Below are 23380 nucleotides of genomic sequence, written 5' to 3'. Positions count from 1 at the left end.
TCCGATCTGTAGAAAAGGACCAGTTTCTATATGAAACTGGTCCTTCTTTTATCCGCTGCATGGAAAATCGATGTCTGGCTTATACCGCGCTACTGTTCAGATGTTGTGCAATAAATTAGACAGATAAAATATCTTGCTTATGCAAGGACTTAATTTAGTTCCCCCACGGATCGGTATAGGGATCGCCTGAACGGCAAGACTCGCGCGTTTGCTCCACTTTGTAAGAGGTCGATTGCCCCCAGAGGACGGTGGTTCCACCATTGCAGTGGAATTGCCCTTCGCCCACTTGCTCGCTATAGCTGGCATCGGAATAGTATGCGTATGAAATGGAGTATGCCGCTGCCGCGTAAGCATAGGCTGAAAAAGCTAATAAACCTACGGAAAACGTTGCAAAAATCGACTTTTTAAATGGCATTATCAAATCCTTTTAAATTACTACGGTCAATGTTCTAGCGTGAAACGAAGTCGTGATAAATTATATGACTTTTCAAAAGTGTAAATCGATACTATCCTGTGATGAAACTCTTGTCAATAATTATTTTTTAGTTATTCTCTTTGCGCCCACTGCTCAAAATGAAGGGGCGCTCTCAGGAATTTACTGGAACAGCTACGGCGCGTTATGGCCTCTTGTCGACAGGCACAAACACGTCCCATTTATGTTGTGGCGCGGGCTTTACAGTCCTGGCGCAACTCACAGCAACATTCGCTCCAGACAGGCCATGGCTCTTCGGCACCCATGTCACACGCAAAGGTAGCGCGCATTTCGCCACCAGAATTTTCCGGTTCGGCTCCAATACCTGCCACCGGGTTCCGTTTTTGGCATTTTCTGCGGCCATGAATTTTACCGCGGCCTCCCTGATCTCAAACAAGCCATGTATGTCACCGCGGGTTCTATCTTCGTCAAGCGTGGCAGCGAGTGCCGAGGCGATACCCGCAGCAAGAAAAAAAGAGCCGGCAAGGGCGGCGCACATGCGTTGATTCCATCGTGACGGTAGCTGCATATTTACAATTCTTGCCAAGTCTGTTTGATATCCTCCTTCATCACAAACTTACGCCGCTTCATCGCGCCTGAACACGAATTGTTGACGGCTGATGCCTTGCGTGACGAAATCCGCATCCGGCGGTATCGTCTCCCAGAAATACACATGTTTAAAAATGGGGATTTTGTTGAATTTTTTCGAACGAAATATCCATCTGTTTTTCGTGAAATCGCTGTAACGGTCGCCCTTGAACTGTTTATGTACAGTTGTAAAAGGAAGCAACTTTTCCGCAATATCCGGGAAAGAATAATCTGGGTGCTTATCCTTGAATTTCTCAAAAATCGCAAATTGATCTCTGCAGATAACTTGAATGGCCGTTTCTGGCATGCGATAGCGCGGGGACCACAGGACGTTCCAGCCTGATTCGATCTCGTTGATGAAATTAACCAGGCGCGGCGTCATGATATAGGCGTCCGATTCGATATGGATTATTTTATCCACGCCTAATTCATTGGCCACATTAACCGAGTGAAGAAAACTGCGCCACCAGCCCGGGTAGTCAGCCCCGCTTTGTCGTCCCAGATTGTTGTCGAAGCGAATGATGAGGTTTTTGTCGCCATTTTCAGCCAGCGGAGCGCTATGGGAAACTGTATTGATGATTTCGGCAGGAGGAAGAAAAGGCGACCCATCGTCAATCATTATCTTCTTTACTGCATCGATTGGAATGTTTTCATAGTAATCGAGCCACCGTTGATACCGGCTTTCCCATGATGGTGCATCTTTTATGAAGCTGGTGCAGAATATAATGGCTTTCATTTGCTAAACACATTCCTTGTGTCTGAAAAATACAGGTTATTTATGAGGCATTAAAATTTGAACTATTTTAACAGATGGGAGGCGGTTTAATCACTGAACGGGCATGCCGGCGATGTCGCCGCAAGGAGCGCATCGCCAGCAGATTCGTGTGCATCGACGACCTTCCCGACGCCAGCCCACTTTCGCCAGGCACGCCAGGAGAGTGTCTGCAATCCTGCCATTTTCAACGTATAAGCTATGCTGACTGCTTTCAAAAAATCCTGTGCCATCATGAAACCCGTCTACACCCTCGCCGAAGCCCTGGCACAAGACCCGGTTCGCACCGCCAAGACCCAGGCCCTTACCCTCGACCCCAGTAAGCCGTACATGGGCCTGAAAGGCAGGCACGGCCTGTTCGCCTCCGACGAGTGGTGGGAAAGCATCAAAGCCGGTCGTCTCCAGACGCAAACGTTGACGGGCTGCATCGAACGCACGTATTTCGCGGGCCAGGATAGCCGGCGCGGCGATCAGGTTAATAGTTTCACTTTGCGCCTGGCCGATGGCTCGACAGTCGACGAGAGCATCTACACGCATCGCAAGCACGACATCAAGCTGTTCGTGCCCGGCGCCACGGTGACGATGGTGTATGCGCTGGACGAACTCAAGGCACAGCCAGCCGCCGATGGCGGTGTCAATGTGGCGCGGACCGTGCTGGAAGTGTACTGCGTCTTGCCGCCACACCAGCCATCTGCATAGAATTGATTCCGGACAAATTCCTCGCCGAAATTCGTTTGACCATCCCCCGCACCAGGTCTAGAGTCGTCAAAGAGACCTCAACCGACTGCATCCCCACGCCATGGCCAAGCCCTTTCCCTTGAACCCCAAGAACCCCGAACGCATCTGCTGGGGCTGCGACAAGTATTGTCCGCCGGACGCCATGCGCTGCGGTAATGGTTCCGAGCGCACGCAGCATCCGGTCGAGCTGTTTGGCGAAGGCTGGAATGACTGGGGGCTGGCGGCGGCGGATAAAGAAGAGGCGGAGAAAAAACCTTAGCGGTGACAGCGCCCCGATCCGCTACAATTTCCTATCGCACTCGCGCTGAGGAAATACCCATGCAAGAGATCCTGTCCCGCTGGCTGGCTAGCAGCGCCGGCGATTATCAACAGCTTGAACATCCTGCCGTGCACACCATCGATGAAGCGCTGATTCACGTGCCGGCCATGCCCGGCCTGATGGTGAAAAACCTGTTCGTGCGCGATGAAAAAGGGCGGCGGCATTTTCTCGTCATCGTTCCGTTCGACAAGCGCATCGACCTGGCGGCGCTGGGGCGCTTGCTGCCCGCCAGCAAACTGAGCATGGCGTCGCCCGAGCGCCTGCTGCAGCACCTGGGCATCATGCCGGGGTCCGTCAGCCTGTTTGCGCTGATCCATGACGAAGCACAATCGGTGGAGCTGGTGCTGGACCAGGCCGTGTGGGATGCTGAGCATATACAAGCCCATCCGCTGCGCAACACGGCCACGGTGGCGCTGTCGCATGCCATCCTGGTCCGTTTCCTCGCGCATACGGGACACGTGCCCCGCATCGTGACGGTGCCGGCAACACAATAAGACAAGCTCAATGCCCGGTCACGGGCGCGCCGCCGCTGCGCCGTCCGGGCCGAAAGCCATGTTCGCGGGCCGACCAGGCGATCCCGAATGCCAACAGCAGCAAGCTGACCATCGCCCACGGGAAAGCGTCCGCGCCCCAGGTTTCCAGCAGGGCGCCGCCCACCACGCCCGCTGCCGCAATCGCCCCATTCCACGCCACCACATTCATCGACAAGGCCACGTCGGCGCCGCTGCCGGCCGTGTCCGCCAGCGCTGTTTGTAAAAGCGTTGCCGCGCCGCCAAAGCTCAGTCCCCAGATGGCCATGCCCAGGTAGATCACGGCGGGGATGTGCGACGCGAGGCCCAGCACGAGGGCCGTCACGGCGAACACGGCCAGGCTGGCCAGCACGGTGGCGCGCAGGTGGCGCTCGACCAGTTTGCCCGTGATCCAGATGCCGGCCATGGCGGCGGCGCCGAAGACGAGCAGCACCAGGTCGATGCGCTCTGTCAATCCTGCCGGGGCCACGAAAGGGGCGATGTAGGTGTAGAGAATGTTGTGCGCCAGCATCCAGGCGATGACGATGGCCAGCACGGGGCGCACGCCCGGCGTCGTGAAGACGCGGCGCAGGGGCAGGCGCTCATGGACGGACTGGCCCGGGTAGTCGGGCACCTTTGCCAGCACCCACCCGATCAGGATCAATGTCAGCGCGGAAATGATCCAGAACGCGGCGCGCCAGCCGACGAGCGAGCCGAGCAAGGTGCCCAGCGGTACGCCCAAGGATAGGGCGACAGGCGCGCCCACCATGGCCAGCGCCAGGGCGCGGCCTTGCTGGTGCGGCGCCACCATCCGGCGCGCGTAGCCGGCGAGCAAGCTCCACGCCAGCCCGGCCGCCATGCCGGCAAAGAAACGGGCCGCCAGGGTCAGCCAGTAGTGGGATGACAGCGCCGTGACGGTATTGAACACGAGAAAGCCGATGATGGTCAGCAGCAGCACGTTGCGGCGGCGCCAGCCGCGCGTGGCGATGGTCAGCGGAATAGCCGCCAGCAACGAGCCGAGCGCGTAGGCCGTGACCATTTGCCCGGCCAGCGCGGCGCTGACGCCGAGCCCCGCGCTGATCTGCGGCAGCAGGCCGGCGGGCAAGGTTTCCGTGACGATGCAGATAAAACCCGTCATGGCCAGGGCCAGCAGGCCGGCGACGGGGAGGCGGTCGGCCAGCGCTGGGCTGGTTCCGGTGGTGAGTGTGGCGTGATTCACGGCAAACATCCTTGTAAAGTAATCGGGCGCAGGAATCCTCCGACCGTTATAGCGGTATATATGTATCGATCGGTATAAATATAGGCGATGGCGCGCCGCGTTGTCAACGACTTCTGTATCGAGTAGTATGTAAGTAGATGAAAGGGAGCGATCGATGGCGCAAATGGGACGGCCGCGCACGTTCGACCGGCAGGCAGCGGTGGAACAGGCCATGTATTTATTCTGGCAGCAGGGGTATGAATCGACGTCCTTGAGCCAGCTCAAGGCGAGCCTGGGCGGCGGCATTTCCGCGCCCAGCTTTTATGCGGCATTCGGTTCGAAGGACGCGCTGTTTCGCGAAGCGGCGCAATGCTATCTGGGCACGTTTGCGCGCGTGACGGAATGCCTGTGGGACGATGGACTGGCGCCGCGCGCGGCCATTGAGCAGGCCTTGCGCCAGTCGGCCCGCATGCAGTCCGAGCCGGGCCACCCGCCCGGCTGCATGGTGGCGCTCGGCTGCATGAGCGCGCCGACGGCCGAACACGCGGCCGTGGCCGCGCCCCTCACGCAATCGCGTGCCCGCACCCGCGCGGGCTTCGTGCGCTGCGTGGAGCGGGGCATGGCCAGCGGCGAATTGCCCGCAGATACGCATGCAGCGGCGCTGGCATCCGTCTTCGACAGCTTTTTATCGGGCGTGGCGATCCAGGCCCGCGATGGCGTTGGCTACGCCGTGTTTGACTCCGCCATTACGCAGATACTGCGTGTGTGGGATGCCAACCGCTTGACCGCTTAGGCCGTAAAGCGAAACTCCAGCACATCGTCGCCATACTTGTCCGTGTCGCCCGTCGCCGTCCAGCCCAGGTAACGGTAAAAGCCGTAGGAGCGCGACGCGGGATCGCTGGAGCAGCCGAGGAACAGCCGTTGATGGCCTTGCGCGCGCAGTTCCGTCATCACCAGTTCCAGCAAGGTCTTGCCTAACCCTAAACCTTCGAATTGCGGCAGCAGCGCCAGGACGATGATTTCGCCCGTGTCGCGTTCGCCAAAGCAGTAGCCGGCCAGCTGGCCGTCGTGATGGCAGACCTGGCCGGGCAGGCTGCCCGAGCGCATCATGTCGGCCCAGGTGTCGGCCGTGATGCCCACTTCCGCCAGGCGTTCCTTGGAAATGGCGTTTTGCCGCGTCTTGCCGCGCAATGCGATGAAGGCCGGGGTATCTTCCGCCCTGGCGGCATGGAAAGTAATCGATGCGGGATGTGTCGTCATGTGTGCGTGAATTGTTGTGAATTGTTGGATGGTAGTGAAGGATTTACTCCCACGGTTTGCGCATGATGTGCGCGTGGCGCTGCCAGTCAACGACTTTGGTATGTTCGATGGCTTGCTGGCCGGGATTGGCGCTATCGATGATTTCATCCTTGACGATGACCAGGTCGTTTTTATCATTGAGGCGGTATTCCCGGTAGCGCTCGCAATCCTGTGCGCGCCGGGCGGTGGCGATTAATGTATTTGCCCGCCACGCATAACTGTCTTCATAAAAGCATTGCGCCGCGCAGCCGCAATTGGCGATGCCGCCTTCGATTTTTTGATCGCTTATGCTGATATCCAGATTCGGAATGGCGGACAAGGGTTTATTGAAACGGTATTGCTGTGCTGGCGCATCCCACAGCCACACATCGGAACAGCGGATGCGCCCCTGGCTATCCGTGTAGCCGGTCACCCACAGGTCGGCATGGCCGTCGAAATTCATGTCCAGCAGTAGCGCGTGCAAATTGCCCGTGCCGCTGCTGCTGCAACTGCCAGCCATCCACCGCTTGCCGGTTTTTATCTGATACGTCTGTTTTTCATCGTGATTGACATAGCGGATATCGGCCGCTTGCCGCACTTTGCCTGTCGCGGCTTTGTCCAGGTGCAAGGTGCCGCCATAAGCCGTGGTGGAAAACAGGGATAAAAGCAGAGCAATCAGTTTCATGGCGTTATTCTTGGGGCACAATACCCCGATTGCATCAGGCGGAGAATGATCATAACGCAGGATTTGGACAATGCGCCACACGGTTTCTATCGTGCATTCTATGCGTAACAGTGCTGTGTACAATGCCAAAAAATCCCCGAACAAGGAATTCTGATGACATCTTCGCCTGAAACTTTGAATGAAGCCGGCATCCTCGCTTATAACGACGGCAATTACGCCGAGGCCTTTAAACAATTCGACGCCGCGGCGCGCACCGGCGATCCGGCCGGCCAGCATTTATTGGCCAGCCTGTATTACCAGGGCCATGGCGTGACGCAAGACTTGCCGAAAGCGGTGGAGCTGTTCACGGCCGCCGCGCAGGCGGGCTTTCCGCCGTCGCTGGCCAACCTGGCCCTGATGTATGCGAGCGGTGATGGCGTCGCGCAAGACATGGCGCAATCGCTGGCTTACGGACGCCAGGCGGCCGAGGCGGGCGATGGCCAGTCGCAATTCAACCTGGCGCAGGCTTACCGCAAGGGCGATGGCGTACCGCAAGACTATGCCGAGGCGGCGTTCTGGTACAAGCAGGCGGCCGAGGCCGGCTCCCTGTCGGCGCAGAATGAATACGGCTTGCTGTACGCGCAAGGGCAGGGCGTGGAGCTCGATTACGTGCAGGCGTATGCGTGGATCGCCATGCCGGCCGAGGCGGGCAGTACGCAATCGATCAAGAACCGCGACCAGTTGCTGGAAATCCTCACGCCCTCACAGCAGCAAGCGGCGCGCGCGCTGGCGGCCGAGTATGCGGCGCAGTATGGCGTCAATCCCCACTAGACTTCCCCGGCAGCTTGCTGAGCACGCCCGCCGCATCGAGTTCATAGCTGTCGAAATCGCGCGCCAGGAACAGCTGGCCTGAATAATGCAGCCGCGCTTCCGCTTCCAGCTCGGCCATGCCGTCCGCATGGTGATAGCGGGCGCTGAAGTGGGTGAGGATCAGGTTCGGCAGACGCACCGCTTCGGCGAACTGCGCCACGCGCTGCACGGAGCTGTGCGTGGGGCCGGGGCCCACTTTCTGCAGCATCGCTTCCGTGTAAGTGGCTTCATGCACGAGCAGTTGCGCACCGGCACAGGCGTCCGCCAGCAACGACGGCGTGTCGTTGTCGCCGCCGATCACCACCGTGGCGCGCTGCGTTTCCGTCTGGCGGAAAGCGGCGGAGGTCAATACCGTGCCGTCGTCTAACGTCGCGTCCTGGCCCGCCTGCAAGAGTCCCCAGGCGGGGCCAGGGGGCACGCCGGCCGCCAGCAGGGCCGTCTTGTCCAGCTTCCATCTGCTCGTTTCCAGCGCAAAACGATAGCCCACGCTCGGTGCGCGGTGCGACAGCGCGTGGCGCGAGATGGTCAAGCCCGCTTCTTCATGCACGACTGGCGCGCTGTCCACGTCGATGTGGATCAGCGGATACGTCAAAAACAGCTCCGTGTGCAGCAAGGTCGCGTCGACCCACGCCTTGATGGCGGCCGGGGCGATCAGCAGCAGGGGCTTCTTGCGCCCCGTCATCGAGGCGCTGGCCAGCAAGCCCGGCAGACCATAGCTGTGGTCGCCATGCACGTGGGTGATGCAGATGCCCACCAGGTCGTGCACGGACAGGGGCAGGCGCTGCAGCCGGTGCTGCGTCGCTTCGCCGCAATCGATCATCCACCAGTCGCGGTTGTGCGTGGTTTGCAGGGCCAGCGACGTGACGTTGCGGTAGCGCGTGGGCACGCCGGAAGACGTGCCGAGAAAAGTCAGTTTGAACATGCCCGCATTATGCGGCATGCCACCGTCGTTGCCAACGCGCCCGCCTTCAGCTTGCCAGCGGCGCGCTCAATTTGTCTTTGTAGATGCGCCCGTTCTTCATGATCAGCAGCAATTTTTCTTCAGGCTGGGCGAGGAAATCGAGGTTCTTCGTGGGGTCGCCGTCGGCCACCAGCAAGTCGGCCAGGGCGCCTGCCGCCAGCTTGCCCAGGGCGCCAGGGTAGGGCGCGCGCTGGCCGGACAGGGCCAGCAAGTCGCCGTTCTGGCCCGTCGCCTGCGCCAGCAAGGTCAGGGGATCGTAAAAGCGCGTGAGCTTGGCCAGCTGGCGGCCCTGCGTGGGCGTGTTTTTCGCGTTGAACAGGATATCCGTGCCCCAGCCCGTCTTGATGCCGTACTTTTGCGCCAGCGCATACGCCTTCACCGTGCCTTCCGAGACGATGGCCTGGCTGGCCTTGCGCGCCGCGTCAGGATACACATTCGCATCCGCGTCTTGCAGGAAAGGCTGCAGGCTCCACCACGTGCCCGTGTCGCGCATCATGCGCGCTGATTCGTCGTCCGCCAGCTGGCCGTGCTCGATGCTGCGCACGCCCGCGCGGATGGCGCGCTGTATGCCTTTTGGCGTGTAGACGTGGGTCATCACATACGTGCCCCAGTCGGCGGCCGCTTCCACGCCGGCGCGCAGTTCGCGTTCCGAATACTGCGTGCTGTCGAGCGGATCGTACATCGATGCGACGCCGCCGCCGGCCATCATCTTGATTTGCGTCGCGCCCAGCATCAGCTGCTCGCGCACGCGGCGCAGCACTTCCGCCTCGCCGTCGGCGATCATGGCCATGCCGGCCGTTTCCGCCATGCCCAGCGGCGCGTTGGCCGCGCGGGGAATCTCCGAGCGCAGGCGGAAGTCGCCATGGCCCGAGGTCTGCGAAATCATGGCGCCGGACGGGAAGATGCGCGGGCCGTCGACGATGCCTTCATCGATGGCGCGTTGTAATGCAAACGCGGGGCCGCCGGGATCGCGCACGGACGTAAATCCCCGCAGCAGGGTGCGCCGCGCTTCCTGCGCCGCCACCAGGTACAGATAGCCGACGTCGGACGTCATGGCCGTCACCTGGTTGATGGCGGCCAGCATGGTGTGCCAGTGGGCGTCGATCAGGCCCGGCATCACCAGCTTGCCCTGGCAATCGATCACGTGCGCGCCCTCGACTTTCTCGCCGGCCGGCAGCAGGGCGGTAATCGTCGCCCCCGTCACCAGCACGTGGATGCCTGCGCGGGGCGCCTTGCCCGTGCCGTCGAACAGGCGCAGATTGGTCAGCAACAGGGGACGGTCGGATGCTTGCGGTTGCTGGCCAATGGCGTTGCCGCTGGACAGGCCGAGGCCGATGAATGGCGCCAGCATGGCGGCCGTGCCGCCGAGAAATTGCCGGCGTCGCATGTCCGCCATCACCCGCTGGTGCAGGATGGTGAAGACGGTGCCGCCGCAGTCGCAGGCGCGCGGCTTCAAGCCGCCCGTCTGCCAGGTGTCCGCCAGATGCTGCTCTTGTGCCAGGGCCATTGCCGCCATCCTTTCATCGCTGCCGCGCCGTGCACTGGCACGCGGACAAAGTTAATAAGTGGTAACAATGGCCATTGAATGCCCGCAGCGGCGGCAAGTCAAGCGTGCACTTGCTTTACGGCAGAGAATCTAGCATCGGCTATTCACCGTGCATGCTGGCCGCTATTTTCCCCTTCGCCCGCCGTGTAATCGACAAAGCCGTCGCGGCGGCAAAAGCTGGCCAGCTGCATGCCGGCCTGGCGCGCGATGCGGATGGCCAGCGAGGTGGGCGCCGAGATGGTGGCGACGAGCCCGATATGCATGCGCGCCGACTTGCGCACCAGTTCATAGCTGGCGCGGCTGGACAGGAAGACGAAGCCGTCGTGCATGGCGATGCGGTGCAGCGCCAGGTAGCCGATCAGTTTGTCCAGGCCGTTATGCCGGCCCACGTCCTCGAACACTTTTACCACCGCGCCCTCGGCCGTGCACCAGGCGGCCGCATGCACGCCGCCCGTCTTGTGCATCAACTCCTGGTACGGCAGCAGTTCGCGCGCGGCCCGGCCGAGGATGGCGCTGCTGGCGACCAGCGGCGGCAGCGGCCGCGTGATCTTTTCCGGCACCAGGTCCAGCAGGGCCAGGCTTTCGATGCCGCAGACGCCGCAGCCCGTGCGCCCCGTCAGCGCGCGGCGGCGGGCCTTGAGCTTGATCAAATCGGGCTGCGCGATGGTCAGCCGCACTTCCGCGCTGTCCTCGCCGCAACACACATCGAGGTCGTAGATGTCGCGCACGCTGCCGACGATGCCCTCCGTCAAGGTAAAGCCGACGGCGAACTCCTCGAGGTCGTGCGGCGTGGCCATCATCACGGCGTGGGCGATGCCGTTGTAGACGAGGGCCACCGGATATTCCTCGGCCACCATGTCGCGGCCCGCCGTGGCCACGCCCCCCTGGTGGCGCACCATGGGCACTTCCAGAAATCCATCGCGTTCGATGGTGGTGATGTCGCATTCCATGATGTGTGTTCTCCCTTTAATTGATCTGATAGCGCGGGCAAGGCCGGATCGACGGCGGCAGCGGGTCGCCATGCAATTCCAGCAGCGAGCGTTCCGTTTCGCGCGTCATGGCGTTCAAGGCCAGGCAGTTGGGCGCCAGGCCGAACGGTTCGGCGATCTGCTGCGCGATGGCTTCCAGCGCGAACAGGGTGTAGGCGACAAAGACGGAAATGAGGGGCGTGGCCACGCCGATGGCGTCCACCAGGCCCAGCGGCAGCAAGAAACAGTACATATAGACGGTGCGGTGCACCAGCACGCCGTACGGGTACGGAATCGGCGTGTTCTTGATGCGCTCGCAGCCGGCCACCGTGGCGGCCAGATCGTTGAGCTGCGTGTCGAGCATCCACAGCAGCTGCATCTGGCCCGGCTGGCGCTGCACGGCCTCGTGCAGCATGGCGCGCACCGCGTGCAGCACGGCGACGGGCTTGAAGTGGACGCCCTGCAAGCGCTGCATGTCGTCGGCCGGCAGGTAGCGCGCCAGGTCTTGCCGCGGGTCCGTCTGGCGCAGCTGGTGCTTGAGCGCGTAGACGAAGGCGATCAGGCGGCGCAGCAGCAACTGGTGGTCCAGGCCGCTCGTTTCCCGCGGCAGATACGTGAGCGCCTGCGAAGCGAGGGCCCGCGCGGCGATCAGCAATTGCCCCCAGATATGCCGCGCCTCGACAAAGCGCGCATAGCTGGCGTTGTTGCGAAAGCCGAGGAAGATCGCCAGGCTGATGCCGACCATGGGAAACGGCGCCGTATCGAGCGGAATCTTGACGCCGAAGATGCGGCCGTCCGTCAGCAGGGCCAGCGAACTGACGACCAGCATCAGCAGCAGTTGCGGGATGATGGCTTGCAGCACCGAGCCATCCCAGACAAACAGCATGCGGAACCAGTTGGTGGTGGGGCGGACAATCATGATGGAATGCGCATGCCGTGCTGCCGGTTAATGTTTCCGGGGCACGACTTTGCCCTCGAAGACGTAGTATTGGAACAGGTTGTAGCCGATCATGATCGGCAGCATGGAACCCATGCCGATGAGCATGAAGATCAATGTCGGCTCATCCGATGCCGCCGCCGCGATGCTCAGCTTGCCCGGCACGAGGTCGGGGAAGAAGCTGATGGCCAGGCCAGCGAACGAGGCCAGGAACAGCACGATGGCGCCGCGGAACGGTCCGCGCACGCCGTTCACGTGCACGGCCCACAGGATGTAAATAAAAGCGCTGGCGGCGATGGCGGCCAGGGCCAGCAGCACGCCGAACACGCCCGGCTGCGCCCAGCGGTCGTGGCCGATGGCGCTGAAGACCATGGTGCCGGCCGACAGCACGATGGCGGCCGCGACCGTCGCCAGCACGCTGGCCGTCGCATAGCGGCGCGCCGCCGCTTCCAGCTGGCCGCCCGTCTTCTTGATCAGGTAGGTGCTGCCCAGCAGGCAATAGCCGGCCACCACGCCCAGTGCCGTGCAGGCCGTGAAAATGCCGCTCAGCCAGCCCGGCTGCAAGCCCGTGATGACCTCGCCCAGCACCACGCCCTGCGCCACGGCGGCCAGCAGGCTGCCCACGCCGAAGACCAGGTCCCACAGGCGCTTGTTGCCGGCCGCATGGCGGAACTCGATCGAGGCGCCGCGCATGATCAGGCTGGCGATCAGCAGCATGATGGGGATGTACAGCCCTTCCAGCAAGGTGGCGTAGGCGCTGGGAAAGGCGCCGAACAGGGCGCCGCCCACCACCACCAGCCACGTTTCATTGGCGTCCCACACGTGTTCGATGGACTGGAAGATCAGGTTGCGTTCCTGCTCGCGGCGGGTGAACAGGCTGAGGATGCCCACGCCCAGGTCGAAGCCGTCCGTGACCACGTAAAACACCAGCATCAGGCCGATCAGCCCGAACCAGGCGTTGCCCAGCATGGCGTGCGAATTGATATCCATTACAAACTCCTTGATTGATGGGGGCGCATCTCAATACCCCACGGCATGGGCGGCGTCCGGCAGCGGCAGCGCCACGTCCGGGCCTTGTTGCAGCCATTTCCTGGCGAACACAAAGAAAGTGACGAACAGCACGATGTAAAACACGAAGAACATCAGCATGCTGCCGGCCACGGCATGGGCCGCCACGTCGGAGACGGCGTCGCGCGTGCGCAGCAAGCCGTACACGACCCATGGCTGGCGTCCCACTTCGCGCACGATCCAGCCGCACTCGACGGCGATATAGGGCAGCGGTATCGTCAGCACCCAGGCCAGCAGCAGCTTGCGCTGGCGCACGAACTCTTCCACCCGGCCGCCCACCTTGCGCCAGGCCACGAAGGTCCAGAACGCCAGCAGCACGAACCACATGCCGATGCCGGCCATGGCGCGAAACGCGTAGTACAGCAGGGGCAGCATGGGCGGCTGGTCTGCGCGGGCGATGTCGGCCAGGCCCGTGATCTTGCCCGTGGCGCTATGCGTGGCGATCACGCTGAGCATGCCGGGCACTTCGAGCGACCAGTCATTCTTTTGTTCCGCCTGGTTGGGCCAGGCCAGCAGGGACCAGGCCGCCCCTTCGCCATCGCGGTTCGTGTGCCAGTGGCCTTCGATGGCCGCGCCCTTGGCGGGCTGGGTCTTGAAGACGTCGACGCCGCTCGAATCACCGAGCCACACTTGCAACGGAGCGATGACCAGCAGCAGCATCAGGGCCAGCTTGAACGAGCGGGCGAAGAAGGCCGGTTCGCGGCGCTTGAACATATACCAGGCGGAAATGCCGGCAATGACGATCAAGCCCGTTTCCACGGCGGCCACCCACATGTGGCCCACGGCCCAGGCCATGTCGGGGTTGAAGATGGCGGCCACGTAATCGGTGACGATGATCTTGCCATCAAGCACGCGCACGCCGGCCGGCGTCTGCATCCAGGAATTGGCGACCATGATCCAGAACGAGGAAATGCTGGAGCCGAGCGCCACCATGCCGGTGGCAAACAGGTGCACGCCCTTCGGTACGCGGCCCCAGCCGAACATCATGACGCCGATGAAGCCCGCTTCCAGCATGAAGGCCATGGCGCCCTCGAAACCGAGGATGTTGCCGATGAACTGGCCCGAATGGTGCGAGAACGGCGCCCAGTTGGTGCCGAACTGGAATTCCAGGGGAATCCCGCTGACGACGCCGACGGCAAAATTCAGTACCAGCAGCTTGCTCCAGAAGCGCGCGTGGCGGTAGTAGACGGGGTCGCTGGTGCGCAGCCACAGCGCCTCGACGACGAACAGGAACAGCGACAGGCTGATCGTCAATATGGGCCACAGGATGTGGAAGATGGCCGTCATCGCAAATTGCGCGCGCGACAGGTCCAGGGTATCGAAACCGAACATGGCGTTCTCCTGTTCAGCTGGCGGCGGCCGAAGGCGCCAGCAGCACGGGGATGGATTTGAAGGTCGGCGTGCGCGAACCTTCGCCCACGCTGCCCAGCGGCACCAGCGGATTGGTTTCCGGGTAGTAGGCGCCGATACAGCCGCGCGGAATGTCGTACTCGACCAGCAGGAAGCGGTCGGCGCGGCGTGCTATGCCGTCATGCCATACGCCGATCAGGTCGACCCAGTCGCCGGCCGTAAAGCCCAGCATGGCCAGGTCGTCCTTGTTGATGAAGACGACCCTGCGCTGGCCGAACACGCCACGGTAGCGGTCGTCCATGGCGTAGATCGTCGTGTTGTACTGGTCGTGCGAACGCGTGGTCATCAGTACCATCAATCGTTCGCCATATTGCTGGCGCGCGCGGTGGATGGGCGTGTCCAGTTCGACGGCGTTGACGAGGAATTGCGCCTTGCCGCTTGCCGTCTTCCACACCCTTTCGCGCGAGGCGATTTTCAGGTGGAAACCGCCCGGCTTGGCTATGCGCAAGTTGTAGTCGAAAAAGTCATCGAATACTTGCTCGATGGAGTCGCGCAACAGCGCATAGTTGCCGGAATAGCGCAGCCAGTCGATCTTCTCGCTGCCCACGGTCGCCTGCGCCATGCCGGCCACGATGGCGATTTCCGAACGCAGGTTCGACGAGGCGGGCTGGTTCATGCCGAACGAGATGTGCACCATGCTCATCGAGTCTTCCACCGTCACGCCTTGCGCCACGCCTTGCTGCACGTCGATTTCCGTGCGGCCCAGGGTGGGCAGGATCAGCGCATCCTTGCCGTGCACCAGATGGCTGCGGTTGAGCTTGGTGGCGATATGCACGGTCAGGTCGCACGAGCGCAGCGCATCCCAGGTGCGCGGCGTGTCCGGCGTGGCCATCGAGAAATTGCCGCCCAGGGCGACAAACACTTTCACCTTTTTTTCCAGCATGGCTTCGATCGTGCCGACGGCGTCGTAGCCGTGGTGGCGCGGCGGCTCGAAGTTGAAGACCAGGCCCAGGCGGTCGAGGAATTCCTTGGTCGGCTGTTCTTCGATGCCCATGGTGCGGTCGCCCTGCACGTTCGAGTGGCCGCGCACGGGGCACAGGCCCGCGCCGCGCTTGCCGATATTGCCGCGCATCATCATCAAGTTCGACAGGATTTGCACGGTGGCCAGCGAATTCTTGTGCTGCGTCACGCCCATGCCCCAGGTGGCGATGACGGCCTTGCCCTTCACGTAAATTTGCGTGAGCTCTTCGATCTTGTCGCGCGCCACGCCCGATTCGGCCAGCAGCAAGTCCCAGCTTTCCGCGCGCAGGTCGGCGGCGAAGGCGTCGAAGCCGCTCGTGTGTTCGGCGATGAAGGCGCAGTCGAGCACGCGCTCCTGGCCGTGGGCGATGGCGTCGTCATCGAGCTCGACGACGCGCTTGGCCATGGCCTTGATCAGCGCAAAGTCGCCGCCCAATGTCGGGCAGATGAACAGCGAGCAAATGTTCGTGCTGCCGCCCGTCAGCATTTCCAGCGGATGCTGGGGGCTTGTGAAACGCTCCAGGCCCCGTTCGTGCAACGGGTTGATGGAGACGATGACGGCGCCGCGGCGCGATGCTTCGCGCAATTCGCCCAGCATGCGCGGGTGGTTGGTGGCCGGGTTCTGGCCGAACAGCAGCAGGGTGTCCGCATGCTCGAAGTCGTCCAGCAGCACCGTGCCCTTGCCGATGCCCACCGTTTCCGGCAAGCCGCGGCTGGTGGCTTCGTGGCACAGGTTGGAACAGTCGGGGAAGTTGTTGGTGCCGTAGGCGCGCACGAACAGCTGGTACAGGAAAGCCGCCTCGTTGCTGGCGCGGCCCGAAGTGTAGAAGGCGGCCTGGTTCGGGTCGTCCAGCGCGTGCAGGTGGTGTGCCACGAGGGCGAACGCATCGTCCCAGGAAATGGCCTGGTATTTGTCGCTGGCGGCGTCGTACACCATGGGGTCCGTCAGGCGGCCATGTTGTTCCAGATCATAGTCCGACTGTTCCATCAATTCCGTGACCGTGTGTTCCTGGAAAAACTCGGGACGCACGCGCTTGCTCGTCGATTCGGCGGCCACGGCCTTGACGCCGTTTTCGCAGAATTCAAACGTCGACGCGTGTTCGCGGTCGGGCCAGGCGCAGCCGGGACAGTCGAAGCCGTCGGGCTGGTTTTGCTCGAACAGCGAACGGTAATTGCCCGCGCTGACTTTTTCCTTGAACAGATTGATGGCCACGTACTTGAGTGCTCCCCAGCCGGCCGCGGCATGGGTGTAGGGCGCGATGCGCGCGTCGGACTTTGGCTTGCTCATGATGACTCTCCTGGTGATATGCGATGGGACAATCACATGGTAGGGGCGGCGGACTGTCCCGTAGGCGCACAGTTCCGGCTAAAAAAACAGAGTACAGATGGCAAGACGACGATGCCGGTCGCGCCGGCGCCGGCCCTGATTTATGATGTGGACAAGGAGAAAAACATGCACAAGGAAGAGACGGAAGACGGAGTCGACGCGGCGCTGATAGCGCTGCTGGCGCTGCTGTGGGAAGCACGGCAGGACGCGCCCGGGAAACCGTGGTCGCTGGCCAAGCTGGCCAAGCGGGCAGGGGTACAGATGAGCACCTTGCTGCGCCAGCTCAATGCGCTGTCCAGCGCGGGACTGGTGACAGTCGCCACGGCGGAGAGCGGCGGCGGCAGCGCGCTACTCAGCGCGGCGGGCGCCGAGCTGTGCGCCGGCATGTTCGCGCCGCCGCCGGCAGAGTAAAGCCGCATCTGTACTCTATCGGCTGGCGCCGGACTGTACCTCTTTGCCTGCCCCCTTTCGTCCTATGCTGGACCCTGACGAATGCACATCAAGGGGGAAGCACAATGAACACCATCATGTATCCGCAGCCGGCGCTCCGGCCGCCAGACCATAGTGAACCATGCGTGGACATGCTGGGCCGCTCCCTGACGGACTTGCGCATTTCCGTCATCGACCAGTGCAACTTCCGCTGCACCTATTGCATGCCGGCCGAGCTGTACCCCAGCGACTATCCGTTCCTGCCATCGAGCGAGCGCCTGTCCTTTGACCAGATCGAAACGATGGCGCGCGCCTTCGTGCGCCTCGGCGTCGACAAGATCCGCATCACGGGTGGGGAACCGCTGCTGCGCAAGAATCTGGAACAGCTGATCGAGCGCCTGGCGCGGCTCACCACGCCGGACGGGCGCGCCGTGAGCATCGCGCTGACGACGAATGGCAGCTTGCTGGCGGCCAAGGCGCGCTCGCTGAAGGATGCGGGCCTGGACCGGGTCACGGTCAGCCTCGACAGTCTTGATAACGGTATTTTCCAGCGCATGAATGGCGTCGATTTTCCCGTCGAGAAAGTGCTGCACGGCATAGAGGTGGCGCAAGCCGTCGGGTTGAACCCCGTGAAGGTCAACATGGTTGTGCAGAAAGGCGTCAATGATAGCCAGATCGTGCCGCTGGCGCGCCATTTCCGCCATACGGGCGTGACCCTGCGCCTGATCGAATTCATGGATGTGGGCGGCATCGGCGCCTGGTCGCGCACGCATGTCGTCCCGTCGGACGAAGCGCGCGCGCTGATCGCGGCCGAATTTCCCCTCGTGTCGCTGGGCGAAGGCAAGCCGATCCTGCACGAGACGGCCAGCCGCTATGGCTATCTCGATGGCGGCGGCGAAGTGGGCTTCATTTCCAGCGTATCGCAGCCTTTCTGCGGCGACTGCAGCAGGGTGCGCGTCTCGTCGGACGGCAGGCTGTTTACTTGTTTGTTCGCCCACGACGGCCTCGACCTGCGGCCCCTGCTGGATTCCGAACAAGGTCTGGAAACCCTGTTGCGCCGGCACTGGCAGCGCCGTGGCGACCGCTATTCGGAAGTGCGCGGCGCCTTGGCCCAGGCTGGCGGCGCCCAGCGCAAGCAGTACCCCACCGTGCGCATGTCGCTGGTGGGCGGATAACTGGTTTGCAACGCCTAGCAAAACCGTAGCGAGCGGAAGTAAGTTGTGGTTGAGAAGCGCAACTGTACGAAGGTACAGTGAGCATCGCAGACCGCAAATTACGACGCGCAGTAGGTTTTGATCGGTGTTATTACAAGAATTCGGTGATGAGCTTACCGAGCAGAATGATCGCTTGCTCGACCTCCACGCTCCACGGATAGCTGTAGTTGAGGCGGATGCAATGCTTGTAGGCCTGGCTGACGGAAAACATGCGTCCCGGGCCCACCGTGATCTTGCATTCCAGCGCGCGCCGGTACAGCTGCATGGAGTCTATGTCGCCGGGCAATTCCACCCACAACACGTAGCCGCCCTGCGGCTGCGAGATTTTCGTGCCAGCAGGAAAGAAGCGCAGCACGACGGCGGCCATGATGCGCGCCTGCTGAGCGTAGGCCTTGCGGGTGCGGCGCAGATGCTGTTCGTAGCCATCGTTTTGCAGGTATTCGGCAATCGCCAGTTGCGGAAACGAGGACGTGGCCAGGGTGTTGAGGAATTTGAGTTCCTCCACCTTGCCCCGGTAGCGTCCTGCCAGGGCCCAGCCCACGCGCTGCGCGGAACTGAGGCTCTTGGAAAACGAGGAACAGTGCAGCACCATGCCCTTGCGGTCCCAGGACTTGAGCGAGGACGGGTGGGCGTCGCCGTAATACAGTTCGTTGTAGACGCCGTTTTCGATGGCGGGCACGTCGTGCTGTTCCAGCAGCTGATACAGCGCGCGCTTGCGCTGGTCGGACATCTGGAAGCCCAGGGGATTCTGGAAGTTCGGCATCACCATGACGGCGGCGATCGGTTGCCGGGCCATGATGTCGGCCAGCGCTTCGATGCTGATGCCGTCGTACGGATCGGTGGACACTTCCACCACCTTCATGCCCAGCCGTTCGACGGCCATCAGCATGGCATAGAAGGTGGGCGACTCGACGGCGATGGTGTCGCCCGGCTTGGCCACGGCTTGCAGGCACAGGTTGATCGCTTCCGTGGCGCCCACGGTGACGATGATTTCGTCGGGATCGACGGCCAGGCCGTTTTCCATGTAGCGGCGGGCGATTTCGCGGATCAGCTGCGGGTTGCCCGGCGGCAGATCGTCCGTCATGTTCCACACGCGGTTGCGGCGCGCCACGGCACCCGCATACTGGTTGATGCGTTCCCAGGGAAACAGCGAGGGGTCGGGGTAGGGCGAGCCCAGCGGGATCGCGTCGTGCAAGCCGATCGAGCGCAGGGTCGACAGCACCAGGCGGCTGACGTGCACTTCGGCCGGCACGGTGCTCGGCTGGGAGGCCTGCATGCACAGGTCGGCCGGCTGTGCATCGCCGTCGGCGCGGGGCCGCACGAAGTAGCCGGACTGGGGGCGGCTTTCGATCACGCCCATGCTTTCCAGCTTGACGTAGGCGCGCAGCACCGTGGTGATGCTCAGCTTGTGCTGCTGGCTGGTCTGGCGCACGGAGGGAATGCGCTCGCCGGGCAAGAGCACGCCCTGGGCCACCAGTTGCTCGATGTCGCCGACGAGCTTTTCATACAATTTCATTGGTATCCATTCTTGATTCTTGCTCTACGTCATTGCATTATCGTCCAATTCATGAACACCTATAGTTACAAATATCGCATGTTGTCGAAATGAAACTGCCATCCGGCACTTCTGGTTTAAGATTCACCTGGAAAACGAAAAAAGGAACATCGCTCATGGCAATTCCACAAAGCATGCTGTCTGTCGTCGCGCGCGACGAAGTGCATTTGCAGTTCAATGTGAAGGCCGGCGTCGACATGCGGCAGTTGTTCAAACTGCTGGGCAAGCTGTGGGAGTCCGAAGTCACGGGTATCCTCGATCCCACCCTGAACCGGCACCATCAGCTGACGGGCGGCACGGCCAACGTGGTGCTGGGATTCAAGCCCGAGCTGTGGCGCGCCGCTTGCCCCGGCTGCGTGCCGGACAACATGGCATCGTTCGCGCAAGACCTGGTGGGCGCCAACGGCAAGACGGTGCCAGCCACCCAGCACGATTTCTGGGTCTGGATCACGCAGTCGAACGCGGCCACCCTGTACGACAGCATGCGCACGGCGCTCACCTTGCTGAGCCCGTTCGCCGAGCTGGCCAGCGAGCAGGTGTGTTTTCCGTATCACAACAACGTGACCTTCGACGGCTTTGCCGACGGCGTCGCCAATCCGAATCCGTTTCGCGCCAACGGCGTGGCCATCATTCCGGACGGCGAGGCGGGCGCGGGCGGCTCCACCGTGCTGCTGCAGAAATGGCGCATGGACGTGGAACGCCTGCGCGCCTTGCCCGTGCACGCGGCGGAGCAGGTGTGGGGCCGTACCAAGGCCGGCAGCCATGAATTGTCGCCGCTGCCCGTCGATTCCCACGTGGGCCGCAACCAGTTCATCCGCGATGGCGAGGAAGTCGATATCGTGCGCCGCAATGCCAATTACGCCAATGCCGGCGAAGCGGGCGTCATGTTTGTCGGTTTTTGCAAGGACATCACGGTGACCATGGGCATGCTGCGGCAAATGTACGGCGTAGGCTATGATGGCGTCACCCAGACGGACAGGCTGCTGGATTTTTCCACGGCGCTGTCGTCGGCGATCTATTTTGTGCCCAGCATCGATGCCTTGCTGGCCGTGGGTATTTCGCCGGCCGATCCCGGCTAAGGGCCGCCCCGGCGGTTCCCGGTCCTGTCCCTATTCTTTACTTTACAAGGAGTTTTCCATGCGTATTCGTCCCGCCACATTATTGTCTGCCCTGATCTTCGGCAGCGTCGTCTTCAGCGCTTCCGCTTCCGCCGTCGGCCTGGGTTTCCTGGCCGATACGCCGATGGCTTACCTGAACAAAAACGACAAGCCCGTCTTCGTCAAGGCCGTCACCGACGTGCTTAACGACAAGAAGGATGGCGAAACCGTGCAATGGAGCAATGAAGGCTTGCGCAATTCCGTGCGCATCGCCGCCGACATCACGGCCAGCGACACGGAAAAGACGGATGCGCAAACGTGCCGCAAGGTGCAGGTGGGCTTGAACGCCAAGGGCCAGGAACAGACCCTCAAGCTGAAGGTCTGCAAGGCCGGCACGGCCGCGTGGAAAGTGGCGAAGAGCTGATCGTCCGTGTTGTTCCCTTGCCGGTCCTGCGCCGGCAAGGTGCGACTTTCCTCTAGGTAAGTCTGGCAGCGGTTAGAATCACGCTTTACCCTCACTTTTCTCACCTGCATGCAGCAAAGTCGCCTCCTGTTTTTCCGCCTGGCCGGGCAGTTTCGCCGCTATGGCGCCATCGTTGCCGCCACCTTGCTGGCCGTGGGCGTGGCGTCCGCCACCGATGTGTTGTTAATCCGCCAGTTGCAAAACGTCGTCGACGCCATGCGCATGACGGCCAGCACGCAGGTCGCGCCCGCATCGGGCGTGATGGGCATGCTGCAGGGCTGGGTCGACCGTTTCTTGCCGGCACAGGCGGGGCAGGTGGACTTGTGGGTGATTCCCGCCACCATCCTGGGCCTGGCAGTGCTGCGCATGGTGTCGAGTTTTGCCGGCGATTACGGTTCCGTTTGGCTATCGAGCCGCGTGCAGGCCGATTTGCGCGAAAAAATGTTCGCCACCATCATGCGCCTGCCCAGCCGCTTCTTCGATACCACCACCACCAGTCTGACGCAGTCGCGCGTGGCCTTCGACGCGAGCCAGGTGTCGCAGGCGGGCTTGAACGTGCTCAACGTGATGGTGCGCGATTCCGTCGCCACCATCGGCTACCTGGTTCTGCTGTTCAGCATCGACGTGAAACTGGCCCTGTTCTGCATGGCGTCCATGCCCATCGTGGCCATCGTCGTGACCCTGGCGGGCCGCCGCATGCGCCACCTGAGCAAGAGTTCGCAGCAAGCCGTGGGCGAGCTGACGTCCGTGCTCGACGAAAGCATCGCCGGCCAGCGCGTGGTGAAAATCTTCGGCGGGCAGGATTACGAGCAGGCGCGCTTTGTCGACGTCGTCAAGCGCAACCGCCAGCTGGCCGTCAAGCACGCGGCCACGTCGGCCATGAATTCCGGCTTTATCATGATGCTCGTCGGTATCACCTTGTCGTCCGTGATCTATTTCGCCATGCTGCGCGCGCAAAGCGGCGCCATCACGCCGGGCGCCTTCGTTGCGTTCATGGGCGCCTTGATGGCCATGCAGTCGCCGATCAAGAATTTGACCAAGATCAACGAGCCGCTGCAACGGGGTTTGGCGGCGGCCGAGTCCGTCTTCGGCCTGATCGACACGCCGCTGGAACCGGACCCGGGCACCATCGCCCCGGCCACCGTGCAGGGCAATTTGTCGCTGCAAAATGTGCAGTTCCGCTACAACAGCGACGACCCCGATGCGCCCACGGCCTTGAGCGATATCACGCTCGACATCCGCGCCGGCGAAACGGTGGCCCTGGTGGGCGGCTCCGGCGGCGGCAAGACGACCTTGCTCGGCTTGCTGCCGCGCTTCTATGACGTCAGCGGCGGCCAGATCCTGCTCGACGGCGTCGACGTGCGTGACTACGCCTTGCTGGCCCTGCGGCGCCAGTTCGCCCTCGTCAGCCAGGACGTGATCTTGTTCAACGACACGATGGCGGCGAATATCGCGTACGGCGACCCGGCGCCGGACATGGCCCGCATCGAAGCGTCGGCGCGCGCCGCCTACGCCCACGATTTCATCATGCAGTTGCCGCAAGGCTATGCCACGCAGGCGGGCCAGAACGGCTCGCGCCTGTCGGGCGGACAACGCCAGCGCCTGGCCATCGCGCGCGCCCTGTACAAGGACGCGCCGATTTTGCTGCTGGACGAAGCGACCAGCGCGCTGGACACGGAGTCCGAGCGCTCCGTGCAGGCGGCGCTGGAAGTGCTGATGCGCAACCGCACCACCATCGTCATCGCCCACCGTTTGTCCACCATCGAAAGCGCCGACCGCATCGTCGTCATGCAGGGCGGGCGCCTGGTGGAATCGGGCAGTCACACGGACTTGCTGCAACAGGGCGGCGCGTATGCGCGCCTGCATGCGAGCCAGTTGTCGCCAGTCAAGGATAGCGTGGGCTGAGGTGTGGCGCGTCTGGCGCGCCAGCGCATCCGCCGGGCCGGAGCCGGACCAAGCAGGTCCGTCCCGGCCTTTTTTCATGGGGCGGCAATCGTGCCCATGGCGCAGGGCGCTTGCCTTTATGATGGTGGCCGA

Annotated in this window: 24 protein-coding genes; 10 read left to right on the top strand and 14 right to left on the bottom strand. The window is 62.3% G+C overall.

Annotated elements, in window-relative coordinates; all coding sequences use genetic code 11:
• Positions 1-154: 154 nt before the first annotated feature.
• The 3 genes from IGS55_RS19565 to IGS55_RS19555 form a co-directional block, all read right to left on the bottom strand.
• Positions 155-415 carry a hypothetical protein gene (locus IGS55_RS19565; protein ID WP_230517601.1) on the bottom strand — a complete coding sequence of 87 codons (261 nt, stop codon included), beginning with the start codon at positions 413-415 and terminating at the stop codon, positions 155-157.
• Between the two features lie 202 nt (positions 416-617).
• Positions 618-971, bottom strand: a complete 354-nt coding sequence (locus IGS55_RS19560) for a hypothetical protein (protein ID WP_230517602.1) — start codon at positions 969-971, stop codon at positions 618-620.
• Positions 972-1049: 78 nt separating this feature from the next.
• Positions 1050-1796: a hypothetical protein gene (locus IGS55_RS19555; protein WP_230517603.1), complete on the bottom strand. Its 747-nt coding sequence runs from the start codon at positions 1794-1796 to the stop codon at positions 1050-1052.
• 237 nt (positions 1797-2033) lie between these two features.
• Between IGS55_RS19555 and IGS55_RS19550 the strand changes: the two genes are divergently transcribed.
• The 3 genes from IGS55_RS19550 (at position 2034) to IGS55_RS19540 (ending at position 3383) form a co-directional block, all read left to right on the top strand.
• On the top strand, positions 2034-2531 hold the full coding sequence (locus IGS55_RS19550) for a hypothetical protein (RefSeq protein ID WP_230517604.1): 498 nt from the start codon (positions 2034-2036) through the stop codon (positions 2529-2531).
• Positions 2532-2631: 100 nt separating this feature from the next.
• The gene (locus tag IGS55_RS19545) at positions 2632-2829 is read left to right on the top strand and encodes a DUF3079 domain-containing protein (protein ID WP_230517605.1); all 198 of its coding nucleotides are present in this window, start codon (positions 2632-2634) and stop codon (positions 2827-2829) included.
• 59 nt (positions 2830-2888) lie between these two features.
• Positions 2889-3383: a prolyl-tRNA synthetase associated domain-containing protein gene (locus tag IGS55_RS19540; protein WP_230517606.1), complete on the top strand. Its 495-nt coding sequence runs from the start codon at positions 2889-2891 to the stop codon at positions 3381-3383.
• 7 nt (positions 3384-3390) lie between these two features.
• On the opposite strand, the gene IGS55_RS19535 is transcribed toward IGS55_RS19540, so the two are convergent.
• Positions 3391-4626, bottom strand: coding sequence for an MFS transporter (locus IGS55_RS19535; RefSeq protein ID WP_442908185.1), 1236 nt, complete (start codon positions 4624-4626; stop codon positions 3391-3393).
• Positions 4627-4771: 145 nt separating this feature from the next.
• Here IGS55_RS19535 and IGS55_RS19530 point away from each other — a divergent pair, with 145 nt between their 5' ends.
• Positions 4772-5389, top strand: a complete 618-nt coding sequence (locus IGS55_RS19530; protein ID WP_230517607.1) for a TetR/AcrR family transcriptional regulator — start codon at positions 4772-4774, stop codon at positions 5387-5389.
• Here IGS55_RS19530 and IGS55_RS19525 read toward each other — a convergent pair.
• Both IGS55_RS19525 and IGS55_RS19520 read right to left on the bottom strand, forming a co-directional pair.
• Positions 5386-5856 (bottom strand): GNAT family N-acetyltransferase, encoded by a 471-nt coding sequence (locus tag IGS55_RS19525; RefSeq protein ID WP_230517608.1) that lies wholly within the window; start codon positions 5854-5856, stop codon positions 5386-5388. The genes IGS55_RS19530 and IGS55_RS19525 overlap by 4 nt on opposite strands.
• 43 nt (positions 5857-5899) lie before the next feature.
• Entirely contained in the window at positions 5900-6703 is an 804-nt protein-coding gene (locus IGS55_RS19520) for an XAC2610-related protein (RefSeq protein ID WP_230517609.1), read from the bottom strand.
• A 9-nt stretch (positions 6704-6712) separates the two neighbouring features.
• Here IGS55_RS19520 and IGS55_RS19515 point away from each other — a divergent pair, with 9 nt between their 5' ends.
• Positions 6713-7369, top strand: coding sequence for a tetratricopeptide repeat protein (locus tag IGS55_RS19515; RefSeq protein ID WP_230517610.1), 657 nt, complete (start codon positions 6713-6715; stop codon positions 7367-7369).
• On the opposite strand, the gene IGS55_RS19510 is transcribed toward IGS55_RS19515, so the two are convergent.
• The 7 genes from IGS55_RS19510 to IGS55_RS19480 all read right to left on the bottom strand — a co-directional run bounded on the left by IGS55_RS19510 (position 7356) and on the right by IGS55_RS19480 (position 16546).
• Positions 7356-8330: a ribonuclease Z gene (locus IGS55_RS19510; protein ID WP_230517611.1), complete on the bottom strand. Its 975-nt coding sequence runs from the start codon at positions 8328-8330 to the stop codon at positions 7356-7358. The genes IGS55_RS19515 and IGS55_RS19510 overlap by 14 nt on opposite strands.
• Positions 8331-8376: 46 nt before the next feature.
• A complete protein-coding gene (locus IGS55_RS19505) occupies positions 8377-9876 on the bottom strand; it encodes a metal-dependent hydrolase family protein (RefSeq protein ID WP_230517612.1) in 1500 nt (499 codons plus the stop codon).
• Between the two features lie 143 nt (positions 9877-10019).
• Positions 10020-10865: a formate dehydrogenase accessory sulfurtransferase FdhD gene (gene fdhD / locus IGS55_RS19500; RefSeq protein WP_230517613.1), complete on the bottom strand. Its 846-nt coding sequence runs from the start codon at positions 10863-10865 to the stop codon at positions 10020-10022.
• Positions 10866-10881: 16 nt separating this feature from the next.
• Complete coding sequence (locus IGS55_RS19495) at positions 10882-11802, bottom strand: bestrophin family protein (RefSeq protein ID WP_230517614.1); 921 nt, start codon at positions 11800-11802, stop codon at positions 10882-10884.
• A gap of 27 nt (positions 11803-11829) precedes the next feature.
• On the bottom strand, positions 11830-12810 hold the full coding sequence (locus IGS55_RS19490) for a cytochrome d ubiquinol oxidase subunit II (RefSeq protein ID WP_230517615.1): 981 nt from the start codon (positions 12808-12810) through the stop codon (positions 11830-11832).
• A 30-nt stretch (positions 12811-12840) separates the two neighbouring features.
• On the bottom strand, positions 12841-14220 hold the full coding sequence (locus IGS55_RS19485; protein WP_230517616.1) for a cytochrome ubiquinol oxidase subunit I: 1380 nt from the start codon (positions 14218-14220) through the stop codon (positions 12841-12843).
• A gap of 13 nt (positions 14221-14233) precedes the next feature.
• Entirely contained in the window at positions 14234-16546 is a 2313-nt protein-coding gene (locus tag IGS55_RS19480; RefSeq protein WP_230517617.1) for an FdhF/YdeP family oxidoreductase, read from the bottom strand.
• 165 nt (positions 16547-16711) lie between these two features.
• Here IGS55_RS19480 and IGS55_RS19475 point away from each other — a divergent pair, with 165 nt between their 5' ends.
• Together IGS55_RS19475 and moaA are read left to right on the top strand one after the other, a co-directional pair.
• Positions 16712-16996, top strand: a complete 285-nt coding sequence (locus IGS55_RS19475; protein WP_230517618.1) for a helix-turn-helix domain-containing protein — start codon at positions 16712-16714, stop codon at positions 16994-16996.
• Between the two features lie 116 nt (positions 16997-17112).
• Positions 17113-18189, top strand: a complete 1077-nt coding sequence (moaA, locus tag IGS55_RS19470; protein WP_230517730.1) for a GTP 3',8-cyclase MoaA — start codon at positions 17113-17115, stop codon at positions 18187-18189.
• A 130-nt stretch (positions 18190-18319) separates the two neighbouring features.
• Here moaA and IGS55_RS19465 read toward each other — a convergent pair whose 3' ends face one another.
• Positions 18320-19744 carry an aminotransferase-like domain-containing protein gene (locus IGS55_RS19465; RefSeq protein WP_230517619.1) on the bottom strand — a complete coding sequence of 475 codons (1425 nt, stop codon included), beginning with the start codon at positions 19742-19744 and terminating at the stop codon, positions 18320-18322.
• Positions 19745-19899: 155 nt separating this feature from the next.
• Between IGS55_RS19465 and IGS55_RS19460 the strand changes: the two genes are divergently transcribed.
• From IGS55_RS19460 to msbA, 3 genes are all read left to right on the top strand, one after another.
• The gene (locus tag IGS55_RS19460; protein ID WP_230517620.1) at positions 19900-20862 is read left to right on the top strand and encodes a Dyp-type peroxidase; all 963 of its coding nucleotides are present in this window, start codon (positions 19900-19902) and stop codon (positions 20860-20862) included.
• Between the two features lie 58 nt (positions 20863-20920).
• A complete protein-coding gene (locus tag IGS55_RS19455; RefSeq protein WP_230517621.1) occupies positions 20921-21304 on the top strand; it encodes a hypothetical protein in 384 nt (127 codons plus the stop codon).
• A 108-nt stretch (positions 21305-21412) separates the two neighbouring features.
• The gene (gene msbA / locus IGS55_RS19450) at positions 21413-23248 is read left to right on the top strand and encodes a lipid A export permease/ATP-binding protein MsbA (RefSeq protein WP_230517622.1); all 1836 of its coding nucleotides are present in this window, start codon (positions 21413-21415) and stop codon (positions 23246-23248) included.
• Positions 23249-23380 lie beyond the last annotated feature (132 nt).

Source organism: Janthinobacterium sp. EB271-G4-3-2 (genome assembly GCF_020858035.1).
Taxonomy (GTDB): domain Bacteria; phylum Pseudomonadota; class Gammaproteobacteria; order Burkholderiales; family Burkholderiaceae_D; genus Janthinobacterium; species Janthinobacterium aestuarii.
This window is presented reverse-complemented; position numbering and strand designations above follow the sequence as displayed.